General features: G+C 73.3%; 19 protein-coding genes. 12 read left to right on the top strand and 7 right to left on the bottom strand.

Features of this window, described 5'->3' with window-relative positions:
• Positions 1–275: 275 nt before the first annotated feature.
• The gene (locus QP090_RS07410) at positions 276–1,028 is read right to left on the bottom strand and encodes a DoxX family membrane protein (RefSeq protein WP_285937765.1); all 753 of its coding nucleotides are present in this window, start codon (positions 1,026–1,028) and stop codon (positions 276–278) included.
• A 157-nt stretch (positions 1,029–1,185) separates the two neighbouring features.
• Here QP090_RS07410 and QP090_RS07405 point away from each other — a divergent pair, with 157 nt between their 5' ends.
• Together QP090_RS07405 and QP090_RS07400 are read left to right on the top strand one after the other, a co-directional pair.
• The gene (locus QP090_RS07405; RefSeq protein ID WP_285937763.1) at positions 1,186–1,983 is read left to right on the top strand and encodes an SOS response-associated peptidase; all 798 of its coding nucleotides are present in this window, start codon (positions 1,186–1,188) and stop codon (positions 1,981–1,983) included.
• 80 nt (positions 1,984–2,063) lie between these two features.
• Positions 2,064–2,396, top strand: coding sequence for a TraR/DksA family transcriptional regulator (locus QP090_RS07400; RefSeq protein WP_285937762.1), 333 nt, complete (start codon positions 2,064–2,066; stop codon positions 2,394–2,396).
• 66 nt (positions 2,397–2,462) lie between these two features.
• Here QP090_RS07400 and QP090_RS07395 read toward each other — a convergent pair whose 3' ends face one another.
• Positions 2,463–3,353 (bottom strand): class I SAM-dependent methyltransferase, encoded by an 891-nt coding sequence (locus QP090_RS07395; protein ID WP_285937761.1) that lies wholly within the window; start codon positions 3,351–3,353, stop codon positions 2,463–2,465.
• A gap of 426 nt (positions 3,354–3,779) precedes the next feature.
• Between QP090_RS07395 and QP090_RS07390 the strand changes: the two genes are divergently transcribed.
• The 7 genes from QP090_RS07390 to bsaP all read left to right on the top strand — a co-directional run bounded on the left by QP090_RS07390 (position 3,780) and on the right by bsaP (position 10,800).
• Complete coding sequence (locus tag QP090_RS07390; RefSeq protein WP_432763030.1) at positions 3,780–4,385, top strand: sigma-70 family RNA polymerase sigma factor; 606 nt, start codon at positions 3,780–3,782, stop codon at positions 4,383–4,385.
• An 86-nt stretch (positions 4,386–4,471) separates the two neighbouring features.
• Positions 4,472–4,813, top strand: coding sequence for a mycothiol system anti-sigma-R factor (gene rsrA, locus QP090_RS07385; RefSeq protein ID WP_285937759.1), 342 nt, complete (start codon positions 4,472–4,474; stop codon positions 4,811–4,813).
• Positions 4,814–4,929: 116 nt separating this feature from the next.
• Positions 4,930–5,868: an NAD-dependent epimerase/dehydratase family protein gene (locus tag QP090_RS07380; RefSeq protein WP_285937757.1), complete on the top strand. Its 939-nt coding sequence runs from the start codon at positions 4,930–4,932 to the stop codon at positions 5,866–5,868.
• Positions 5,869–6,350: 482 nt separating this feature from the next.
• On the top strand, positions 6,351–7,679 hold the full coding sequence (locus QP090_RS07375) for an HD-GYP domain-containing protein (RefSeq protein ID WP_285937756.1): 1,329 nt from the start codon (positions 6,351–6,353) through the stop codon (positions 7,677–7,679).
• A complete protein-coding gene (locus QP090_RS07370; RefSeq protein WP_285937755.1) occupies positions 7,679–9,040 on the top strand; it encodes an HD-GYP domain-containing protein in 1,362 nt (453 codons plus the stop codon). Before QP090_RS07375 ends, QP090_RS07370 begins: the two co-directional genes overlap by 1 nt.
• Before the next feature lie 137 nt (positions 9,041–9,177).
• Positions 9,178–10,548 carry an acetyl-CoA carboxylase biotin carboxylase subunit gene (locus QP090_RS07365; protein ID WP_285937754.1) on the top strand — a complete coding sequence of 457 codons (1,371 nt, stop codon included), beginning with the start codon at positions 9,178–9,180 and terminating at the stop codon, positions 10,546–10,548.
• Positions 10,549–10,605: 57 nt separating this feature from the next.
• Positions 10,606–10,800, top strand: a complete 195-nt coding sequence (gene bsaP / locus QP090_RS07360) for a biotin synthase auxiliary protein BsaP (protein ID WP_285937753.1) — start codon at positions 10,606–10,608, stop codon at positions 10,798–10,800.
• A gap of 60 nt (positions 10,801–10,860) precedes the next feature.
• Here bsaP and QP090_RS07355 read toward each other — a convergent pair whose 3' ends face one another.
• Together QP090_RS07355 and QP090_RS07350 are read right to left on the bottom strand one after the other, a co-directional pair.
• Positions 10,861–11,355, bottom strand: coding sequence for a GNAT family N-acetyltransferase (locus QP090_RS07355; protein WP_285937752.1), 495 nt, complete (start codon positions 11,353–11,355; stop codon positions 10,861–10,863).
• On the bottom strand, positions 11,348–12,994 hold the full coding sequence (locus QP090_RS07350; protein ID WP_285937750.1) for an acetolactate synthase: 1,647 nt from the start codon (positions 12,992–12,994) through the stop codon (positions 11,348–11,350). Before QP090_RS07350 ends, QP090_RS07355 begins: the two co-directional genes overlap by 8 nt.
• A 139-nt stretch (positions 12,995–13,133) precedes the next feature.
• Here QP090_RS07350 and QP090_RS07345 point away from each other — a divergent pair, with 139 nt between their 5' ends.
• The gene (locus QP090_RS07345) at positions 13,134–14,828 is read left to right on the top strand and encodes a carotenoid oxygenase family protein (protein WP_285937749.1); all 1,695 of its coding nucleotides are present in this window, start codon (positions 13,134–13,136) and stop codon (positions 14,826–14,828) included.
• Between the two features lie 33 nt (positions 14,829–14,861).
• Here the strand turns inward: QP090_RS07345 and QP090_RS07340 are convergent, their stop codons facing one another.
• Positions 14,862–15,656 carry a hypothetical protein gene (locus QP090_RS07340; RefSeq protein ID WP_285937748.1) on the bottom strand — a complete coding sequence of 265 codons (795 nt, stop codon included), beginning with the start codon at positions 15,654–15,656 and terminating at the stop codon, positions 14,862–14,864.
• A gap of 157 nt (positions 15,657–15,813) precedes the next feature.
• Between QP090_RS07340 and bioD the strand changes: the two genes are divergently transcribed.
• Entirely contained in the window at positions 15,814–16,545 is a 732-nt protein-coding gene (gene bioD, locus QP090_RS07335; protein WP_285937747.1) for a dethiobiotin synthase, read from the top strand.
• Positions 16,542–17,537 (top strand): biotin synthase BioB, encoded by a 996-nt coding sequence (bioB, locus tag QP090_RS07330; RefSeq protein ID WP_285937746.1) that lies wholly within the window; start codon positions 16,542–16,544, stop codon positions 17,535–17,537. Before bioD ends, bioB begins: the two co-directional genes overlap by 4 nt.
• A 72-nt stretch (positions 17,538–17,609) precedes the next feature.
• On the opposite strand, the gene QP090_RS07325 is transcribed toward bioB, so the two are convergent.
• Both QP090_RS07325 and QP090_RS07320 read right to left on the bottom strand, forming a co-directional pair.
• On the bottom strand, positions 17,610–18,302 hold the full coding sequence (locus QP090_RS07325) for a Uma2 family endonuclease (protein ID WP_285937745.1): 693 nt from the start codon (positions 18,300–18,302) through the stop codon (positions 17,610–17,612).
• Positions 18,303–18,405: 103 nt separating this feature from the next.
• Entirely contained in the window at positions 18,406–19,197 is a 792-nt protein-coding gene (locus QP090_RS07320; protein ID WP_285937744.1) for a GntR family transcriptional regulator, read from the bottom strand.
• Position 19,198 lies beyond the last annotated feature (1 nt).

The raw sequence follows: 19,198 nt of genomic DNA, 5'->3' as shown, positions 1-19,198 counted from the left end.
CGCGGCGCTCGCTTGTGTGTCGGCTGCGCGCTCGTCCATGGCGCGCCTCGATGACGGGGACACGCCGGTGAGGGCGTCCTTTGGCCCGGCCGTCAGGCGCTGTTCGGCCCTGTGCGGCTCGCGCTCATGGAGAGGCGCATCGAAGGCCCGGCGGCCGTCCTCTGGGGGCGTCCCAGATGGAACGGGCGGTCAGCAGGCAGCACGGGGCCGGACCGGTGCGCGGCTCAACGGCGCTCTGAGCCTCTTTCAAGGCTCCCTTCGGAAAGTGGGCCCGCTCAACGTCCGAAGGACGAGCGCGCGGCCTTTCCGGCCTTGGAGGTCCGGACCGCCCTGGCGGCCTTGGTCGCGCCCTTTCCGGCCTTCGCCGCGCCCTTCCCCGCACTCTGCCCGGCCTTCGCCGCCCCCATCGACACCTTGGCCGCCCCCTTGGACGCCTTGGCCGTGCCCAGGGCCGCCCTGCGGCTCCCCTCGCGGCGGACGTCGCGCACTTGGCGGGCCGCCTCCCGGCGGGCGTTCCTGATCTCCGCGGCGGTCTCCCGGCGCAGTGCCTTGGTCTCCGCGCCGGCCCTGATCCGGACCTCGCGGGTCTGCCGCCGGAGGTCGGCGGCACGCGGCGCGCGGCGGGACACGTGGCGCGGCTCGGTGGCCACCATGAGCAGTGCGCCGAACAGGCCGGCGTTCTTGAGCAGGTGCGAGCGCTCGCTGTTGCGGCGCTCGGGGTCGTCCTCGGTCCAGTACCGGTGCTCGGTCGCGAGCGCGGGCACGAGCTGCGCGGCGAGCAGCAGCGTGGTCAGCCTCCGGAACTTGCCGGCCATCAGCAGCGCGCCGGTCCCCAGGCTGAGCGCGCCCTCGATCCGCACGAGGGTCTCCGGATCCTTGGTGGGCAGCCAGTCGAGCCGGTCGACGATCGGCTTGAGCGTGGGCGCGACCTGCTCGGCGCGCGGCGTGGGATCGCGGAGCGTCTCCAGGCCGGTGATGATGTACGGAGCCGCCACGAACGGGCGGGCCAGAGTCGTGATGGGTCGCATGCTCGCGTACATGCCCAGCACGCCGGACATCAAGCACCGGCACGCCGGGCGGCAGTCCGGAAAACTGCCTGGACGCCCCGCTTCGCCCGCTCTGCTCCGTACCGCGCCGTCGGCTCCGTCCGTCCGTACCGTCGGAGGCACGGGGCAGGATGGGGGCATGTGCGGTCGATATGCCACAGCGCGTGCGCGTCAGGAACTCCTGGACCAGTTCCAGGTCCAGGTCGACGCGGTCGAGGGGGATCTCCAGCCGGACTACAACGTCGCCCCGACCAAGGACGTCCCGGCCGTGCTGGTCCGGCGCCCCAAGGACGCCCCGGAGGAGGAGGCCCCGGTCCGCCAGCTCCGGACGGTGCGGTGGGGGCTGGTCCCGTCGTGGGCCAAGGACCTATCCGTCGGCGCCCGGATGATCAACGCGCGGGCCGAGACGGTGGACGAGAAGCCCGCCTTCCGCCGCGCGTTCGCCCAGCGCCGCTGCCTGCTGCCCGCCGACGGCTACTTCGAGTGGTACACCCTCCAGGACCAGGGGCCCGGAGCCGCGCTCGACCCCGCCCAGCCGCAGAAGAAGGCCAAGAAGCCGCAGAAGCAGCCGTTCTACATCCGTCCCAAGCACGGCGGCGTGATGGCCATGGCCGGCCTCTACGAGCTCTGGAAATCGCCCGAGGGTGAGTGGGTCTGGACCGCCACGGTGATCACCACCGACGCCCCCGACGACGTCGGCCGCATCCACGACCGGATGCCGATGGTCGTCGAGCCCGACCGCTGGGACGCCTGGCTCGACCCGGGCCTGACCGAGGCCGCCGGGGTCCGTGAGCTGCTGGTGCCCGCGATGGCCGGGACGATGGAGGCGTTCCCGGTGTCGAAGGCCGTCAACAATGTCAAGAACAACGGACCGGAACTCATTGAACCCTCTACGAACGGGAACAGTTCTGGCAGCCCTTCCGACACCCTGTTCTGACCGCCGCCGCGCCCCCCCGGGGCGACCGGAGGCGGCCCACCCCCCCGCCCGGGACCCCGCCGGGAGGAGATCGGAGCACCGTGGACAGCGCCGCCGCCCGTGCCCGCCTCGAGTCCATGCTCGCCGACCTGGAGCGGTCGATCGCGATCCTCGGCGACGAGCGCCCCGAACGGGAGAACTCCGCCGCCGACGCCGGCGCGGGCCTCTCCGACAGCGACCGCGTGGAGGCCGCGCTCGACTCGCTCGAACGGCACCGCCGAGGCGTGAACGCGGCCCTGGCCAGGCTCGCCGAGGGCCGGTACGGCCGCTGCCTCGGCTGCGGCGAGCAGGTCCCCGAAGGACGCCTCGAAGCCCGTCCCGACGCCGCCCGCTGTGTCGCCTGCCAGACCGCGCACGACCGCCCCACGCGCTGAGCCCCACGCGCTGGGCCCCGAGCCCCCACGCGGCGCGCGGCTGGGACCGCGCGCCGCGTGGGCGGGTCAGGGGGTGCGGCGGGCGCTGGCCAGCAGGTGGATGCCGAGGGACTCGTCGCCCGGCGGGGCGTTCAGCTCGGTGCGCACCAGCCGCGGCATGGCCTGGGGGGACGTCTTGAGGACGTGCTCGACCGTCGAGGGCGACAGGACCGTGCGCGGCCTGATCCACTCGACCTCGAGACCGACCTCGGTGAGCAGCTCACGGAGCTGGTCGGCCCAGAAGCAGCGGGTGATCGTCCCGTCCGGCCAGGGCACCAGCACGACTTCGGCGCTCGGCACGTCCGACAGGTGGGCCCAGCAGTTCTGCTCGGCCAGCAGCGCCATCCCGAGCGTGAGCGAGTCGACCGACAGCAGCACCCGGCCGCCGGGCCGCAGCACCCGCGCGATCTCGGCGACCGTCGACTCGGTGACCAGGTGCCGGGACAGCACCCGGTTCTCGGCCACCACCGCGTCCACGCACTGGTCGTTCAGGAAGGTCAGCGAGCCGGAGTCGGCGATCACCCGCGCGGCGTGCCCGGCCGGACGGCCGCCGCCCGCCTCCCGGATCATCCCGGCCGCGCGGACGCCGCCGGCCTGGCGGGCCTTCCCGGCGCCGCGGATCCTGCCGGGCCCGCCGCCCTTGCCCGCCTCGCCGCCCTTGCCGGACTGACCGAGCCCCGGATCGAGGACCTCGATCACCGAATGCCCGGCGGCGGTGGCCTGGGTGGCGCTGTGCCCCTGCCCGCCGGACACGTCCAGCACGCGGGAGGGTCTACGGGGCAGCCACCGGGCGAACTGGGCCTCGGCCACGGCCCAGTAGAACGTCCAATACAGCGCCAGGGTATCGCCGTCTCCCGTCCCGTCTCCTGGGGCGTCGCGCAGGCTGGCGATGGTGGGTTCGGGAGGTCGCGCCGGCACCGGTAGCAACGGTTTGCTCCTGTTCTCGCCGTGTATGAGGACTTCTTCCCCGCCAGGGCCCGGTCATCACCCTGCGTACAGGTCGGGGTGAGGTGTCCCGAACCCGCACGGAACTCGTCCGAAATCGGTCCGCCCATCACTCCCGGTCAGGGAATCGGCGGGCCGGTCCCGGCGTTGCACCGTCTCACAACCGTTTACGCGCGGCGCCAGGACAGGGGTAAAGCCCGGAGGTGCCCGCGGACGGGGAAAGACAGACCAGTACAGCGGAGGTGCAGGCAGATGACCACAGCCGTTGCCGAACACCGTGGCGGAAGGCCGCTGACGGCGCCGCCCGGAGGCGCACCGGCCCCCACCGGCGTCATCAGGCAGCGCGGCCCGATATCGTCTGTGGGGTACGACGCCGCCGGCGTCGCCACAGCCAAGGGGGTGGGTCAGGTACCGGGCACCACGGAGACCGTGGAGCAGCGCCAGGAGCGGTTCCAGCGCGACGTGCTCCCGTTCTTGGACCAGCTGTACTCGGCCGCGCTGCGCATGACGCGCAATCCCGCCGATGCCGAAGATCTCGTGCAGGAGACCTTCGCCAAGGCGTTCGCTTCCTTCCACCAGTTCAAGGAAGGCACGAACCTCAAGGCGTGGCTGTACCGGATCCTGACCAACACGTTCATCAACTCCTACCGCAAGAAGCAGCGCCAGCCCCAGCAGTCGGCCACCGAGGAGATCGAGGACTGGCAGCTCGCGCGGGCCGAGTCGCACACCTCCAGCGGGCTCAAGTCGGCCGAGGCCGAGGCGCTCGAACACCTTCCCGACTCCGACGTCAAGCGGGCCTTGCAGGACCTGCCCGAGGAGTTCCGCATCGCGGTCTACCTCGCCGACGTCGAGGGCTTCGCGTACAAGGAGATCGCCGAGATCATGGGCACGCCCATCGGCACGGTGATGTCGCGTCTGCACCGGGGCCGCCGCCAGTTGCGCGGCATGCTCGAGGACTACGCTCAGGAGCGCGGCCTGTCGCGCGCGAGGGAGGGATCGGCATGAGCCGAGTACGGACCCGCCGCGGTGAGCGGAGCGAGCGCCGGGAGGGCACGGCCCTTCGTGCGGTGAGCGAGAAGGGTGCGTGAGCCATGAGCTGTGGCGATCACCACGACACCCCGTGCGATGAGGTGCTGGCCCGGGTCTACACCTACCTCGACGGCGAGCTCGACCAGGGCGGCTGCGGTGAGGTACGCGAGCACCTCGACGAGTGCGGGCCGTGCCTGCGCGAGTACGGCCTCGAGGAGGCCGTCAAGAAGCTGGTGAACAAGTCCTGCGCCTGCGAGTCGGCCCCGGGCGACCTGCGTGCCAAAGTACTCGGCCGCATCGAGCAGGTGTGCAGCGAGATCCGCTCCGGCGACCCCGCCAGGGAGGCCGGAAATCCGGCCGGTGGCGGGATCGGCGACGCGGCCAGGTCGTCCGAGACGGCCTGACCGGGCGCTGACCACGCCCGGACGTGCCAGACCCGCCGTGGGCGGGTCTGGCGGGTCCCGGTCATGGCCGTGCCCCGTCATCGCGGGTGCGGGGCCGGCCCGGCTATCGTGCTCGGGTGCTCGTACTCGTCACCGGCGCGGCCGGTTTCATCGGCTCCCACCTCGTCGACAGGCTGCTCGCCGACGGCCATGAGGTCATCGGCGTGGACGACCTGTCGTCGGGGTCCAACATCCGCCCCGGTGTCGAGCTGTGGCGGATGGACGTGGCCGACCCCGAGCTGGCCGTGCGGACGGCCGAGCGCCGTCCCGAGGTCGTCTGCCATCTGGCCGCGCAGGTCAGCGTGCGGCTGAGCGTGGCCGACCCGCTGCGCGACGCGCGGGTGAACGTCGTCGGCACCGCGGGCGTGCTGGAGGCGGCCCGCACGGCGGGCGCGCGGAAGGTGGTCTTCACCTCGAGCTGCGCGGTGTACGGGGTGCCCGACGCGCTGCCCGTCCCGCCGACCGCCGCGCTGCGTCCCGCGTCGCCGTACGCCGCGTCCAAGGTCTCGGGCGAGGTCTACGCCCAGATGTACGGGGCGTTGCACGGCATCGACTTCACCACCCTGACGCTGGCCAACGTGTACGGCCCGAGGCAGACGCCGGAGGGCGAGGCCGGGGTCATCTCCATCTTCACCGACGCGCTTCTGGCGGGACGTCCGACCAAGGTGTTCGGCGACGGCCGCCAGACCCGCGACTACGTCTTCGTTCAGGACGTCGTCGACGCGTTCGCCCGCGCGACGGGCGAGCGGGGCGGCGGGCAGCGGTTCAACGTGGGAACGGCCCTGCAAACGACCGACCGCGACCTGCATGCGATGGTCGCCGAGGCGGTGGGCGCGGCGGACGAGCCGGAGTTCGCCCCGGCCCGGCTGGGCGACCTGCCCGCGATGTCGGTCGACCCCGGGCCGACCCGCCGGGAACTCGGCTGGGAGCCCCGGGTGGGGCTGCGCGAGGGGCTGGCGGAAACGGTCGCGTGGGCCCGCGAGCGCGGTGGCGCGGCGGGCGGCCGGCGCGCCTGAGTCTCACCGAGAACGCCCGGATTGACGTGCACGTGCAGTACGGTTGTGCAGAGCGAGCGTGCGAGTACCCTGTGTGGATCTTCTGGGGCGATTGGTCACCTAAGGTGACGATTACTTCACGCTTTGCTCACGATTTCTCGCATGCCTGTGTGACCTGGGCCTCCCACGTTAGGCTTGTGCCGAATTCAGCGACGGGAACAGGTGCATGCCCTCCGATAGTGGGTATGCGCCCGCCCGGGAAGCCCGGACCATGCCGGTTCGGGTGGCCGGATCTGGCGGTCCGGCCGGCCCGGTGTGGGGGGAGGCAGTAGTCATGCCCGAGCAGGTGGTGACGGCCGGTCTCGACCGGCCTGCCCTGGTGTCGTCGTCGCTGATGATGCCCAAGGGCGTGTCCTGGGTCTAGTCGCGTGCCGGCCGGTGCCGGCCGGCACCGGCGATCCTGGCGGCGGCCCGCTCATTCGTCACTCCCGAGGGGGGCGGCAATGCGTGGACTACCTCTCGCTGCCTGGGCGTACGTCTGCGGTGTGGTGGCCCTCGCGGCCGGCCTCATCGCGACGTCGTCCTTTGCGGAGCTTGACTGGTACAAGCTGGCCGTGCTGGCCGTGCTCTTCCTCATTTGCGACTCCGCGCCCGCTCAGCTCAGCGTCGAACGGGCCAAGGTGTCGCTCAGCTTCGCCGCGAGCCTGGCCGGGGTGGTGCTCCTCGGCCCGGCGGGTGCGGCGCTGCTCGGCCTCTGCGCGGTGGTCACCGGGCAGCGGTTCTTCGCCCCCGTCAAGCGGTTGTTCAACGGCGCGCAGTTCGCGCTCAGCGGCTACACCGCGGGCGTGGTGTTCAACCTGCTCGGCGGGCACCGCTTCGAGGCCGGGCAGACCAGGTGGGTCGAGCATGTCAGCGTGCCGTTCCTCGGCGCGCTGGTCACCTTCGTCCTGGTCAACATGTCCCTGACGGCGGGGGTGCTGCTGCTGAGCCGGCAGGCCGTGCCGCGCGACCTGCTGCGCGGGAGCGGGCAGCTCGCGTCCGGGTGCCTCGGCTACGGCATGTTCGGCCTGCTGATCGCGGGCCTGTGGCAGCGGGTCGGGCCGTTCTCGGCGGTGCTGGTGCTGCTGCCGCTGTTCGTCGCCCGCTGGGCGATGGAGCAGGCGCACGCGCAGCAGCAGGCGCACGCGGCCACCCTCGCCGCGCTCTGCCAGGCGGTCGAGACCAAGGACTACTACACCCGCGGGCACTCCGAGCGGGTCTCCCGCGGCTCGGTGATGATCGCCCAGGAGATCGGGATGCGGCCCGACCGGGTCGAGGCGATCCGCTACGCGGGCATGCTGCACGACGTGGGCAAGCTCGGCGTGCCGACCAAGGTGCTCCAGAAGTCCGGGTCGCTCACCGAGGAGGAGTTCGCCGCGATCCAGCTGCATCCGATGCGCGGGTTGGAGATCGTCCGCGAGATCGGATTCCTCGACGAGGCGCTCGCCGGGATCATGCACCACCACGAGAAGATGAACGGCCGCGGCTACCCGATGGGCCTGGCCGGCGACGAGATCCCCGAGTTCGCCCGGGTCATCTCGGTCGCCGACGCGTTCGACTCGATGACCTCCACCCGGTCCTACCGGGCCGCCAGGACGATCGAGGAGGCCGTGCAGGAGCTGCGCCGGGGGATGGGCGACCACTTCGACCCGGCGATCGTGGAGGCGTTCCTGTGCGCGCTGGACCGTACCGGGTGGGAGCCGCCGCAGCCGGTGGTGCTGCCCGACGACGACGTCGTGGAGACCACCCAGCAGGACCACGACGACCCGAGCGCCCCCATCCGGGTGCGTTGATGCGCGACGTGATGAGCGCGCAGATGCGCACCCGCGAGCGGGCGGCCTGGCAGAGCATCGACTCGGGCCAGCTGCTGCTGATCGCCACCGCCGGACTGGCGGTGGTCGTCGCGGTCACCCAGGTCGCCGCGGTCGGGCTCGACCAGCCCAACATCGCGATCGTCTTCGGCGTGCTGATCGCGCTCGGCGAGCTGTTCCGGATGGTGATGCCGGGCAACCGCGAGGTCGCCCCGATCGCCAGCGCCGGCGCGATCGGCTACGCGTTGCTGATCGGCACCGGGCCGGACGGCTCCCGCGGCGCGCTGCCGCTGCACGTGGTCCCGGCGGGGCACTCGGCCCTCCAGGTGGTGGCGGTGACCGCGGCGGGCATGCTGGTCGGGTCGCTGCCGCACATCGCGGTGGGCCGCTCGCCCCGGCCCGACGCGATGGCGCGGCGGCTGTTCACCGTGACCGTGGTGGCGCTGTGCTTCCGCCCGGTGGTGTCGGCCCGGCTCGAATGGGAGCTGCTGCTGGCGGTGATGGGCGTCGTGGTGGTGGTGTCGTGCTTCACCGACGTGGTGATCGCGGCGATGATCCGGGCCGAGGCGGTCCGGGCCCGGTTCGGCATCGCGCTGCGTGACGAGATCCGGGCCAAGCTCGCGCTGTGCGCGGCGATCGGCGCCACCGCGATGCTGATCGCGGTGGCCACCACCGCGATGGGCCCGGCCGCGCTGATGGTCTTCACCGCGCCGATCCTGGTCACCCAGTTCGCATTCCGGCGGTACGCGGGCATCCGCGCGACCTACCTCCAGACCGTGCGGGCCCTGTCCCGGGTCACCGAGGTCGGCGGGTACGTCGAGACGGGGCACTCGCGGCGGGTGTCCCGGCTGGCGGTGGCGATGGGCCGCGAGCTCGGCATGTCCGAGGAGGAGCTGCTCGAACTGGAGTACGCGGCGCTGATGCACGACATCGGGCAGCTCTCGCTCGGCGACCCGATCCCCGGCGGCGCGACCGTGCTGGCCTCGCCGCCCGAGCAGCGCCGCATCGCCGAGCTGGGCGCCGAGGTGATCAAGCAGACCGGGGTGCTCGACCGGGTGGCGCACATCGTCCGGCTCTCGTCCCACCCGTACCGGACCGGGCACGGCGAGGCGCAGCCGCTCCGGCAGGGCGGCGACCCGGCGCACGCCCGGCCGCTGCCGCCGCCGCTCGCCAGCCGCATCATCAAGGTCGCCAACGCCTACGACGACCTGGTCGGCGAGTCGTCCGACCGCGACCGGGGCGCGGCGGTGCTCGAACGGCTGCGCCTCGACTCGGCCTCGGAGTACGACCCGACCGTGGTCGAGGCGCTGAGCCGCGTGGTCGACCGGCGGCTCCGCCAGTAGCGGCGGGCCGCGGGCGGACCGGCGCACAAAACTCCGGGCCGGTATTTGTCGATCTCATGGCCGACGAGGGGGGCGCGTCCCGCTAGTGTCGGCGGCGTCGGTGCGACGGGATCGAGACGGCGAAGGGGAGTCCGCAGGTGTTCGAGTCGGTGCTCGTGGCGAACCGGGGCGAGATCGCCAGCCGGATCATCCACACCGTGCGTTCGATGGGCCTCAAGGCCATCGCGGTGTACTCCGAGGCCGACGCCGACCTGCCGTTCGTCGCCGAGGCGGACGAGGCGATCCTGATCGGCCCGGCGCAGCCCGCCCGCAGCTACCTCAACGTCGCCGCGGTGCTGGAGGCGGCCCGGACCACCAACGCGCAGGCCGTCCACCCCGGGTACGGGTTCCTCGCCGAGAACGCCGGGTTCGCCCGGCAGGTGATCGAGCGGGAGCTGGTCTGGGTGGGGCCGCCGCCGCTGGCGATCGCCCGGATGGGCGACAAGATCAACGCCCGGAACCTGATGAAGGAGGCCGGTGTCCCGGTCTCCGCCGGGGCCTGGGAGCCGGTGCCCGACGCCGACACCGCCGCCGAGGAGGCCGACCGCATCGGCTACCCGGTGATGGTGAAGCCCGCCGCGGGCGCCGGCGGCGTCGGCATGGGCACGGCCCGCGACGAGGCCGGGGTGCGCCGCGTGTACGCGTCCGCCCGGGCCGCCGCCGACCGGTACTTCGCCGGCGGTCCGGGCGAGACCGGCGGCAACGCCGACATCCTGCTCGAACGCTTCGTCCAGGGGGCGCGGCACGTCGAGGTGCAGATCTTCGGCCTGGCGGACGGCACCGTGACCGCCCTCGGTGAGCGCGACTGCTCGGTGCAGCGCCGGTACCAGAAGATCGTCGAGGAGGGCCCGTCGCCCGGCATCACCCCGGCGCTGCGCGAGCGGATGCTGGCCGCGGCCGTGCGCGCGGGCGAGGCGGTCGGCTACCGGGGCGCCGGCACCGTCGAGTTCCTCGTCGACCCGGCCCAGGACTTCTCCTTCCTGGAGATGAACACCCGCCTTCAGGTGGAGCACCCGGTCACCGAGATGACCACCGGCGTCGACCTGGTCGAGCAGCAGCTCCGCGCCGCCGCGGGCGAGCCGGTCGCGCTCGGCCCGCGCGAGCCCCGCGGGCACGCCATCGAGTTCCGGGTGTACGCCGAGGACCCGCAGCGGTTCATGCCCGGACCCGGCAAGATCGAGGTGTGGGAGGAGCCGGTCGGCCCCGGCATCCGCATCGACGCGGGCTACGCCGAGGGCAACACCGTCACCCCGTTCTACGACCCGCTGCTCGCCAAGCTCTGCGTGCACGGCGACGACCGCGCCGCGGCGCTCGGCCGGGCCCGCGCCGCGCTCGGCGCGTTCCGGATCGAGGGGCTCCCGACCAACCTGCCGTTCCTGGCCGAGCTGGTCGACCGTCCCGAGTTCACGGGTGGGACCTATGACACCGGGATCGTGGAACGCATGCGTCCCCTGGCCGTGCTCCCGTGAGATCCAGAGCGGCGGCCTCATCGCGTCGTCGAGTAGCCGGAGGGTACTGTGCCGGTCGTGGACACCTACTGTGACCGTTGCGGGGACCCCGCGGGCGACGCGGGCGGCGCCGATCACGAGGCGTGCCGGGCCGCCCGGCGGATGGAGCCGCCGCGCTACTGCGCGCGGTGCCGCCGCCGCATGGTCGTCCAGGTGACGCCGCAGGGCTGGACGGCCCGCTGCTCCGAGCACGGCGTCCTGGCCTCCACCTGAGCCGAGCGCCAGGGCGGAGGGCCGGGGGCAGCGCGCCGGGCCGGAAGGCCGGGCTCCGGGTCAGAGCGGCAGGACGTAGGTCATCAGGTCGACGCCGGGCACGGGCGACCAGTCGCGGTCCGGCGTGCGGGTGAACCCCATCCGCTCGTAGAGGCGGTGGGCCGAGCCCATGTTCTCCTGCGTCGACAGCCGGACGCGGGCCAGCCCGGTGCCGCGCGCCCGGTCGACGCACGCCTGCACCAGGGCCCGGCCGACCCCCTGGCCGCGGACCCGGTCGAGGACGGCCAGCATCCGGAACTCGGCCTCGTCCGGCCCGGCCAGCTCCGCGTACGGGCTGCTCGGCGGGCAGTAGGCGACCGCCCCGGCGAGGTCGCCGCCGACCTCGGCCACCAGCAGCTCCGACTTCGCGGCGCGGTCGGCGGCGTCGGCGAGCGTGCTCACGTACGGCGACGCGGGCGAGACCAGCCCGCCGTGCACGTACACCTCGACGGTCAGCGCCCCGACCCGCCCGTACTCCGCGGTCCGGACCGGCCGGACGGTGACGCCCTCAGACACCGGTGGTGCTGCGCGGGTAGGCGACCGCCGGGTCGGTGGCGATGTTGACCAGGTACGGGACGCCGGATCCGAACGCCCGGCGCAGCGCCGGGGCGATCTGGTCGGGCCGGGTGACCAGCTCGCCGGCCCCGCCCAGGGCGCGGACGACCTGGTCGTACCGGCACTGCGGCTGGAGGTCGGCGGCCACGTCGTAGCCGTAGAGCATCTGCATCGGGTGTTTCTCCAGCCCCCAGGCGCCATTGTTGCCGACGATCAGCACCACGGGCAGATCGTGCCGGACCAGGGTATCGACGTCCATCAGGGAGAAACCGGCCGCCCCGTCGCCGAGCAGCGCCACCACCTGGGCCGCCGGGCGCGCGATCCGGGCCGCGATCGCGTAGCCGAGGCCGGTGCCGAGGCAGCCGTACGGGCCGGGGTCGAGCCAGCCGCCGGGCCGCGCGGGCTCGATGTGCTTGCCGGCGTAGGAGACGAAGTCGCCGCCGTCGCCGATCACCACCGCGTCGTCGTCCAGGATCCGGGCCAGCTCCCCGTAGATCCGCAGCGGGTGGATCGGGTCGGCGCCCGAGGCCAGCGGTCCGGCGTCGGCGGCGATCGCGGCGCGGGCGGCGTCGCGGAGCGCGGCCGTCCAGGGCGCGTACGCGGCGGGGGAGACGCCGGCGGTGACGCAGGCCGCCGCCAGGTCGGCGAAGATGAGCGCCAGGTCGCCCGCCGCGGCGCCGGCCGTGCCGGTGTGCCGGGCGAGGGCCGAGGGCGCGTCGGCCAGGTGGACGACCTTGGCCGCGCCGCCGCCGAACGACCCGTACCCGAGCCGGAAGTCCAGCGGGGTGCCGGCGACGATGACCAGGTCCGCCTCGGCGAACGCGGTGCGCCGGGCGCGGGTCGCCAGCAGCCCGTGCCCGGCGGGCAGGACGCCGCGGCCCTGCCCGTTGGCGACCACGGGGAGCCGCAGCTCCTCGGCGAACGCGCGGGCGGCCTCGTCGGCGCCGTCCATCCACACGTCCGAGCCGAGCACCAGCACCGGGTGCCGGGCCGCGGCCAGCAGCGCGGCGATGGCCGCGAGCGCGTCCGGGTCCGGCGGCCGGTCCGGCGCGCCCGCCGGCGTCCTCGGGACCAGTTGCTCCGGCGCGGCCGGGCCGAACAGGTGGTCCATGTGCAGGTCGAGGAAGACCGGCCCGCGGTGCGGGTCGGCCGCGGTCTGGAAGGCCCGGGTGACGTCCGAGGTGAGGGTGCCGGGCCCGGCGGCGGTGGTCGCGAGCTTGGTGATCGGCGCGACCAGCGGGGGATGGTCCAGCTCCTGGAGCGCGCCCGAGCCCCAGCGCCCCTGCGGGGCCCGCCCGCCGAGGACGACGACCGGCGAGCCGTTGAAGTGCGCGGACGCGATGCCGCTGACGCCGTTGGTGACGCCGGGTCCGGCGGTGAGGACGGCGAGGCCGGTCCGCCGGGTCAGCCGGGCGGTCCCCTCGGCGGCGAACACGGCGGTCTGCTCGTGCCGGACGTCCAGGATCCGCGGCCTCCCCGAAGCCTTGACCGCGCCGTCGTACAGGGGGAACACATGCCCCCCGGACAAGGTAAACATGGTCTCCACGCCGTGCCGGCGCACCACCGAGATCACGGTGTCGCCACCGTGTGCAGGCTTCATGGACGCACCGTAACAAGCGAACGCTTGTCCGGGGAGTCCCGATCTTGTGTGCGATAGTCGTTAGAGCCTTGACGACGGGTGCCGGACTGCGGCTTGATGGGGCGGTGCCACTCGTGCGGACACTCGTTCTGGAGGCGTGATGCCGATCCCCCGTTCGATCCTCGGCAAGGACGACCCCCGCGACCTGGATCTGGAGGTCGTGGCCGGCACGTGGCCGCAGGAGGTGTCCGGGCACTACGTCGTCAGCACCTCCGACCAGCGCACCCATCCCGTGCACGCGTTCTTCGGCGACGGGATCATGGCGCGGCTGGCGCTGCGTCCGGGCACCGACGGCGCCCCCGCCGGACGGTTCGCCTGGCGGCCCCGGGTGATCGACACGCCCTCGGTGCGGCTGCGGCGCAAGCGTCCCGACCTGTTCACCGCGGGGCCCGTCGGGACGAGCTCGCCCTGGGGCTTCGTCAACTGCGCCAACACCGCGCCGCTGCCCTGGGGCGATCGGCTCTTCGCGACCTGGGACGCGGGCCGCCCGGTCGAGATCGACCCGGTCACCCTGGAGTTCGTCGCCGAGGTCGGGCACCGCGACGACTGGCGGCCCGCGCTCGACCAGGCGGTGCTGCCACTGGTCTCCTCCTCCGCGCATCCGGTCGTCGACCCCGAGCGCGGCTGCCTGTGGAGCGTCAGCCGCGACGTCATGACCGGCGCCTTCTCGGTGATCCGCTACGACGGGACCGGCAAGCACGTCCGGCGCTGGGCGGTCGAGGGCGCGGCGCTCCCGCAGGCCGCCCACACCATCACCCAGACCCGCGACTGGCTGGTGCTGGCCGACACCGCGTACAAGGTCGACACCGACGAGGTCTTCGGTGCCGACCGGACCGTCGCCAACAACCCGGGCGGCCCGGTGCTGCTGATCCGCAAGGACGACCTGGACCCGTCCCGCGCCACCGTCCGGTGCCGGGAGTTCCGGATCGCGCCCGAGGTCAACCACTTCTACGCCCGCTACGACGACTCCGACGGCGTCCAGGTCGTCATGGAGCACACGCCCGGCGTGGACATCGGGATGTACCTGCGCGCGGACGACGTGGACGCCCTCGGCCGCCCGGTCGACCCCGCGCTGCGCGGCATGTACTGCCACGGGATGACGCCCGCGCTCACCACCGTCCTGCGGTTCGACCCCGAGACCGGCCGGGTGGACGAGCACGCCCGCGCCCACGACCCCGCGCGCTGGTGGCAGGCCGAGCTGTCGGCGCTCGACTGGAGCATGGAGGGGCAGCTCGCGCCGACCCGGCACCACCTGGTCTTCCTCGGCTTCCATCCCGAGGCGATCAACCAGCGGGCGCTGGCCAACTACGCCGGCCGCGTCGACACCTCGCTGTTCCCGCGCGAGGAGACGCCCGCGGTGCTGGCGAGCCTCGACCGCGACGACCTCGAGCCGCTCGCCGAGTGGACGTTCGCGCTCGACGACTACCCGACCTCGCCCACCTTCGTCCCGCGCGACCCGGGCACCGGGGGCCGCAGCCGGTACGCGGGCGCGCGGCCGGGCGGGCACGACGGCCACCTGGTGGTGGCCGTGCACAACGACGACCGGTTCCGGATCGAGCTGTTCGACGCGGCGGACGTCGCGCGCGGACCGGTCGCGGTGCTCGCCCCGCCGCGCGGCACCACGGTGCCGTTCCTGATCCACTCCGCATGGATGCCCGAGGCCGTCGCGGCGCCGTCCGGCCTGGACCGGCTCCGGTTCGCCGACGACCTGGACGCCCGGCTGGACGCGCTCGACCCGGAACTGGCCGCCGTCGCGCACGAGGTCGCCGCCGAACTCGACGCGACGGCACACTGACCCCGTGCGCCCCGCCTCCCCACGCCCCGCGCGTTATGCGCGGGCGAGGTCCGCGCAGGTCTTCTCGTCGGGCAGTAGCGGGCGGAGCCGGAGCGAGTAGACCTTGCCCCCGTCCCGCCATACGGAGCGGGGCCTGGGCGGCCCGCTCTCCTTCTGAAGGGACTGGGCGTCGCGTCCGGCGAGGACCGTGCACAGGCCCCCCGGCCCCGGTGCGCCCTTGGCCAGCGGCGCCAGCGTCCACTCCCGAACCTTCTGCCCGTTCCCCGTGGTGGACGTGGTGGGCGTGGCCAGCGCGGCGAGCCGGTCGCCGACGTACGGGCGGCTCGGGGCGGTCTGGTCGGCCTTGGGCCACGTCTCGGGGCGCAGCCGCGTCCAGAACCGCACCGCCGGGTCGCTCCGTCCGTCCGGCTGGACGACGCGGGTGCGCGCCCCGCCCAGGGTGATCTCCAAGGTCATCGCGTCGGCGACCCCGTCCGCCTGGACGGTGCGCGACCGGCCGAGCCCGGCGGCCCTGGCCCCGTCCAGCAGCCGGGTCACCGCCGCAGGCTTCAGCCGGAACTCCACCGGCGCGGCGCCGCCGCCCGGGACGGAGACCGCGCGGCCGTCGGCGTACAGCGAGAAGTCGGGCAGGCTCCCGGGACCGCCCAGTCCGGCGATGCCGCCGCCCTTCCGCCAGCGCAGCACAGCCCCCGCCCCCGCCCCCGTTCCCGCCGGCCCCGGCTGCGGCGGCCGGGCGGAGGACGGGGCGATGGGAAGGGTGGACACCTCGTCGTTCGGTCCGAGGTCGCCGCAGGCGGTGAGGGCCCCCGCCCCCACCAGTAGGGTCACGATCCCCCGATCGATCACATGTCTGGAACGTCCTGACAGATCGGCCATGGGCCTTGGACGTCCCGCCGCGCCCTGGGGTTCCGCTACAAAATCCTCCGGCGAAGACTGTGGGATTCGGCGGGCGACCCGCCGCCGGACCCGCGCTAACCTGCCGCAGGTGAGCGTGCTCGTGGTCACCGGGACCTGCACCGGAGTCGGGAAGACCGTCGTCACCGCCGCGCTGGCCGCCTTGGCGGCGACGCGCGGGACGCCGGTCGCCGTGATCAAGCCAGGGCAGACCGGGCTGGATCCGGGAGAGCCGGGCGACCTCGACACGGTGCGCCGCCTCGCGGCCGTCGGCGACGTCCACGAGTTCGCCCGGTTCCCCGCCGCGCTGTCGCCCGCCGCCGCCGCCCGCCACGCCGGGACACCTCCGGTGCGCCTCGCGGACGTGGCCGAACGCGTCCAGGAGCTGTCCCGCGACCGCCGCCTCGTGCTGGTCGAGGGCGCGGGCGGCCTCCTCGTCCGCTACGACGAGGAGGGCACCACGATCGCCGACCTGGCCCGCTGGCTCGGCGCCGCCGTCGTGGTGGTGGCCCGTCCGGACCTCGGCACGCTCAACCACACCGCGCTCACCCTGGAGGCGATGGCGCACCGCGGCGTCCAGCTCGCCGGCGTGGTCCTCGGGTCCTGGCCGGACGAGCCCGACGAGGCGATGCGCAGCAACATCCGCGACCTGGAGACGATCGCCGCCCGGCCGCTCGCCGGCGCGCTTCCCGCGGGCGCCGCCGCGCTCGGGCCCGCCGAGTTCCTGCTCGCCGCGCACGGGGGCCTCGCCCCGGCGTTCGGCGGCGCGTTCGACGCTGCTACGTTCCGTGACAACAACGGCCTCACTAAGGAGAACCCGTGACCGACATCCTCGACGTGGCCCGCCGCCAGGTGCTGGACGAGGGCAAGGGACTGTCCGCCGCGCAGGCCCTGGAGTGCCTCACCCTCCCCGACGACCGCATCGAGGACCTGCTCGCCCTCGCGCACGAGGTGCGGATGCGCTGGTGCGGCCCGGAGGTCGAGGTCGAGGGGATCATCTCCCTCAAGACCGGCGGCTGCCCCGAGGACTGCCACTTCTGCTCGCAGTCGGGCCAGTTCGAGTCGCCGGTCCGGTCGGTGTGGCTCAACATCCCCGAGCTGGTCGAGGCGGCCAGGGAGACGGCCCGCACGGGGGCGACCGAGTTCTGCATCGTCGCCGCCGTCCGCGGCCCGGACGACCGGCTGATGTCCCAGGTCCGGGACGGGGTCAAGGCGATCAACGACGCCGTCGAGATCAACATCGCCTGCTCCCTCGGCATGCTCACCCAGGCCCAGGTCGACGAGCTCACCGAGCTCGGCGTGCACCGCTACAACCACAACCTGGAGACCGCCCGCTCGCACTTCCCGAACGTGGTCACCACCCACTCGTGGGAGGAGCGCTGGGAGACGCTGCGGATGGTCAAGGAGGCCGGGATGGAGGTGTGCTGCGGCGGCATCGTCGGCATGGGCGAGAGCGTCGAGCAGCGCGCCGAGTTCGCCGCCCAGCTCGCCGAACTGGAGCCCGACGAGGTCCCGCTGAACTTCCTGGCGCCCCGTCCCGGCACCCCGTTCGCCGACCTCCCGCTGGTCGAGGGCACCGAGGCGCTCAAGACCATCGCCACGTTCCGGCTCACCCTGCCCCGCACCATCCTGCGCTACGCCGGCGGACGCGAGCTCACCCTCGGCGACCTCGGCACCCGCGACGGCATGCTCGGCGGCGTCAACGCCATCATCGTCGGCAACTACCTCACCACCCTCGGCCGTCCGGCCGCCAAGGACCTGGACCTGCTGACCGAGCTCCAGATGCCGATCAAGGCCCTCTCCAAGACCCTCTGAGGCCCTGGTCCGGCCAGGTCCGGGCGCCCCCGGCCGAACCCGCCCGAATCCGGCCGTGCCGCGCCGCGCCCTCTACTCCTCGAGCCCGGTCTCCGGCGACCCGGTCTGCCAGGACGTCCACGCACCGGTCTCGATGTCGAGGCCGAACGGTTCCGGCAGGTGGACGGTCTCGCCGAACTCCCACGTCTCCTTGTGGAGGTAGGCGCCGGTGCCTTGGTCGGGGATGGAGTAGAGGGTCGTGCCCGGGGACTTCGGATCGCGGTCGATCAGGAGGTAGTACGGGACCTCGGCCCGTGCGTAGCCGTTCCACTTGGTGGCTCGGTCGCGCCCGTGCCCGCGCTTCGGCCGGCGGTCCTCGCTGGCGTTGGACGGCGAGGTGACCTCGATGACGAGCTCGACCTGATCCGGCACGAGGTAGCGCACCGATGACCGGCGCGCGGTCGCGTAGACCTGCTTGTCCAGAAGGATGAGGTCGGGGATGTACCCCTCTCTGGCGCCGAACAGGTCCACGCCGTTGGCCTGAATGCACTCCCAGGGGAAGTCGGAGTCGGCCGCCTCCATCTTGAAGACGGCTCTGACGATGTCCTGGACGATGCCGCCGTGCTGGAGCAGGGGAGCTGGTGACACGACGATTCTGCCTCCGATGACCTCGACCCGGTGGCCCTCGGGCGCGTGGACGAAGTCATCGAGCTCGCCGCGGACCCACATGTTGTAGGCGGTGTCGGGCAACTGCATCTGCTCGATGTCCACTGGCGTGACGCTCACTTTGGGCGACCCTTCCCTCACGATCTGCTCCGGTCATCGTAGAGAACGTGTGTTCTAAGAGTACCGAGAACAGTGTGATCGGTCGCCGAGAGTAGTCGGTCGGTCAGTTGCGGCGGAGGCGGGTGATGAAGGTGTAGCGGTCGCCGCGGTAGAGGGACTGGGCCCATTCGACCGGCTGGCCGGTGGAGTCGAAGGCGTGCCTGGACAGCAGCAGCATCGGCAGGCCGACGTCGACGCCGAGGAGCTGGGCGTCGTGCGGGGTGGCCAGCACGGTCTCGATCGTCTCCTCGGCCTCGGCCAGGTGGACGTCGTAGGCGGTGGCGAGGGTCTCGTAGAGCGAGCGGTGCCGGGGCAGCTCGCGGCGCAGGCCGGGGAAGCGGCGGGCCGGGAGGTGCGAGGTGTCGACCGACATGGGCTCGCCGTCGGCGAGGCGGAGCCGGTGGATGCGCAGCACCCGCCCGCCGGGACGGATGCTGAGCAGGCCGGCCAGGCGCTCGTCGGCGCTGACGTAGCCGGCCTCCAGGATGCGGGTCTCGGGGCGCAGCCCGTGGTGCCGCATGTCCTCGGTGTAGCTGACGAGGTTGAGCTCCTGGGAGACCTTCGGCTTGGCGACGAAGGTGCCCTTGCCCTGGATCCGCTGGAGCCGCCCCTCGACGACCAGCTCGGACAGGGCCTGCCGGACGGTGGTGCGCGAGGTCTCGTACTTCTCGGCGAGGGCGCGCTCAGGCGGCAGCGGGCTGCCCGGCGGCAGCGACTGGATCAGCTCGACGAGCAGCTCTTTGAGCTTGTAGTACTTGGGGATGCGGGGTGCCTGGGCCGAGTGGTGTCTGCCGATGTCGCTGAGCGGCGCGCGCTCGTAGCCCCCGTGCCGGGGCCCGCCCCTGACCTCCGTCACG

The organism is Actinomadura xylanilytica, assembly GCF_030283145.1.
GTDB classification, from domain to species: Bacteria; Actinomycetota; Actinomycetes; order Streptosporangiales; family Streptosporangiaceae; genus Spirillospora; species Spirillospora xylanilytica.
Note: the sequence above shows the minus strand (reverse complement) of the source record. Positions and strands in the feature narration are given on the sequence as shown.

What these genes read in the sequence shown, in the direction of transcription:
- QP090_RS07410 (WP_285937765.1), bottom strand. Translation starts at nt 1,028, where the DNA reads ATGCGACCCATCACGACTCTGGCCCGCCCGTTCGTGGCGGCTCCGTAC.
- QP090_RS07350 (WP_285937750.1), bottom strand. Translation starts at nt 12,994, where the DNA reads ATGAAGCCTGCACACGGTGGCGACACCGTGATCTCGGTGGTGCGCCGG.
- QP090_RS07345 (WP_285937749.1), top strand. Translation starts at nt 13,134, where the DNA reads ATGCCGATCCCCCGTTCGATCCTCGGCAAGGACGACCCCCGCGACCTG.
- QP090_RS07370 (WP_285937755.1), top strand. Translation starts at nt 7,679, where the DNA reads ATGCGCGACGTGATGAGCGCGCAGATGCGCACCCGCGAGCGGGCGGCC.
- rsrA (WP_285937759.1), top strand. Translation starts at nt 4,472, where the DNA reads ATGAGCTGTGGCGATCACCACGACACCCCGTGCGATGAGGTGCTGGCC.
- QP090_RS07375 (WP_285937756.1), top strand. Translation starts at nt 6,351, where the DNA reads ATGCGTGGACTACCTCTCGCTGCCTGGGCGTACGTCTGCGGTGTGGTG.
- QP090_RS07405 (WP_285937763.1), top strand. Translation starts at nt 1,186, where the DNA reads ATGTGCGGTCGATATGCCACAGCGCGTGCGCGTCAGGAACTCCTGGAC.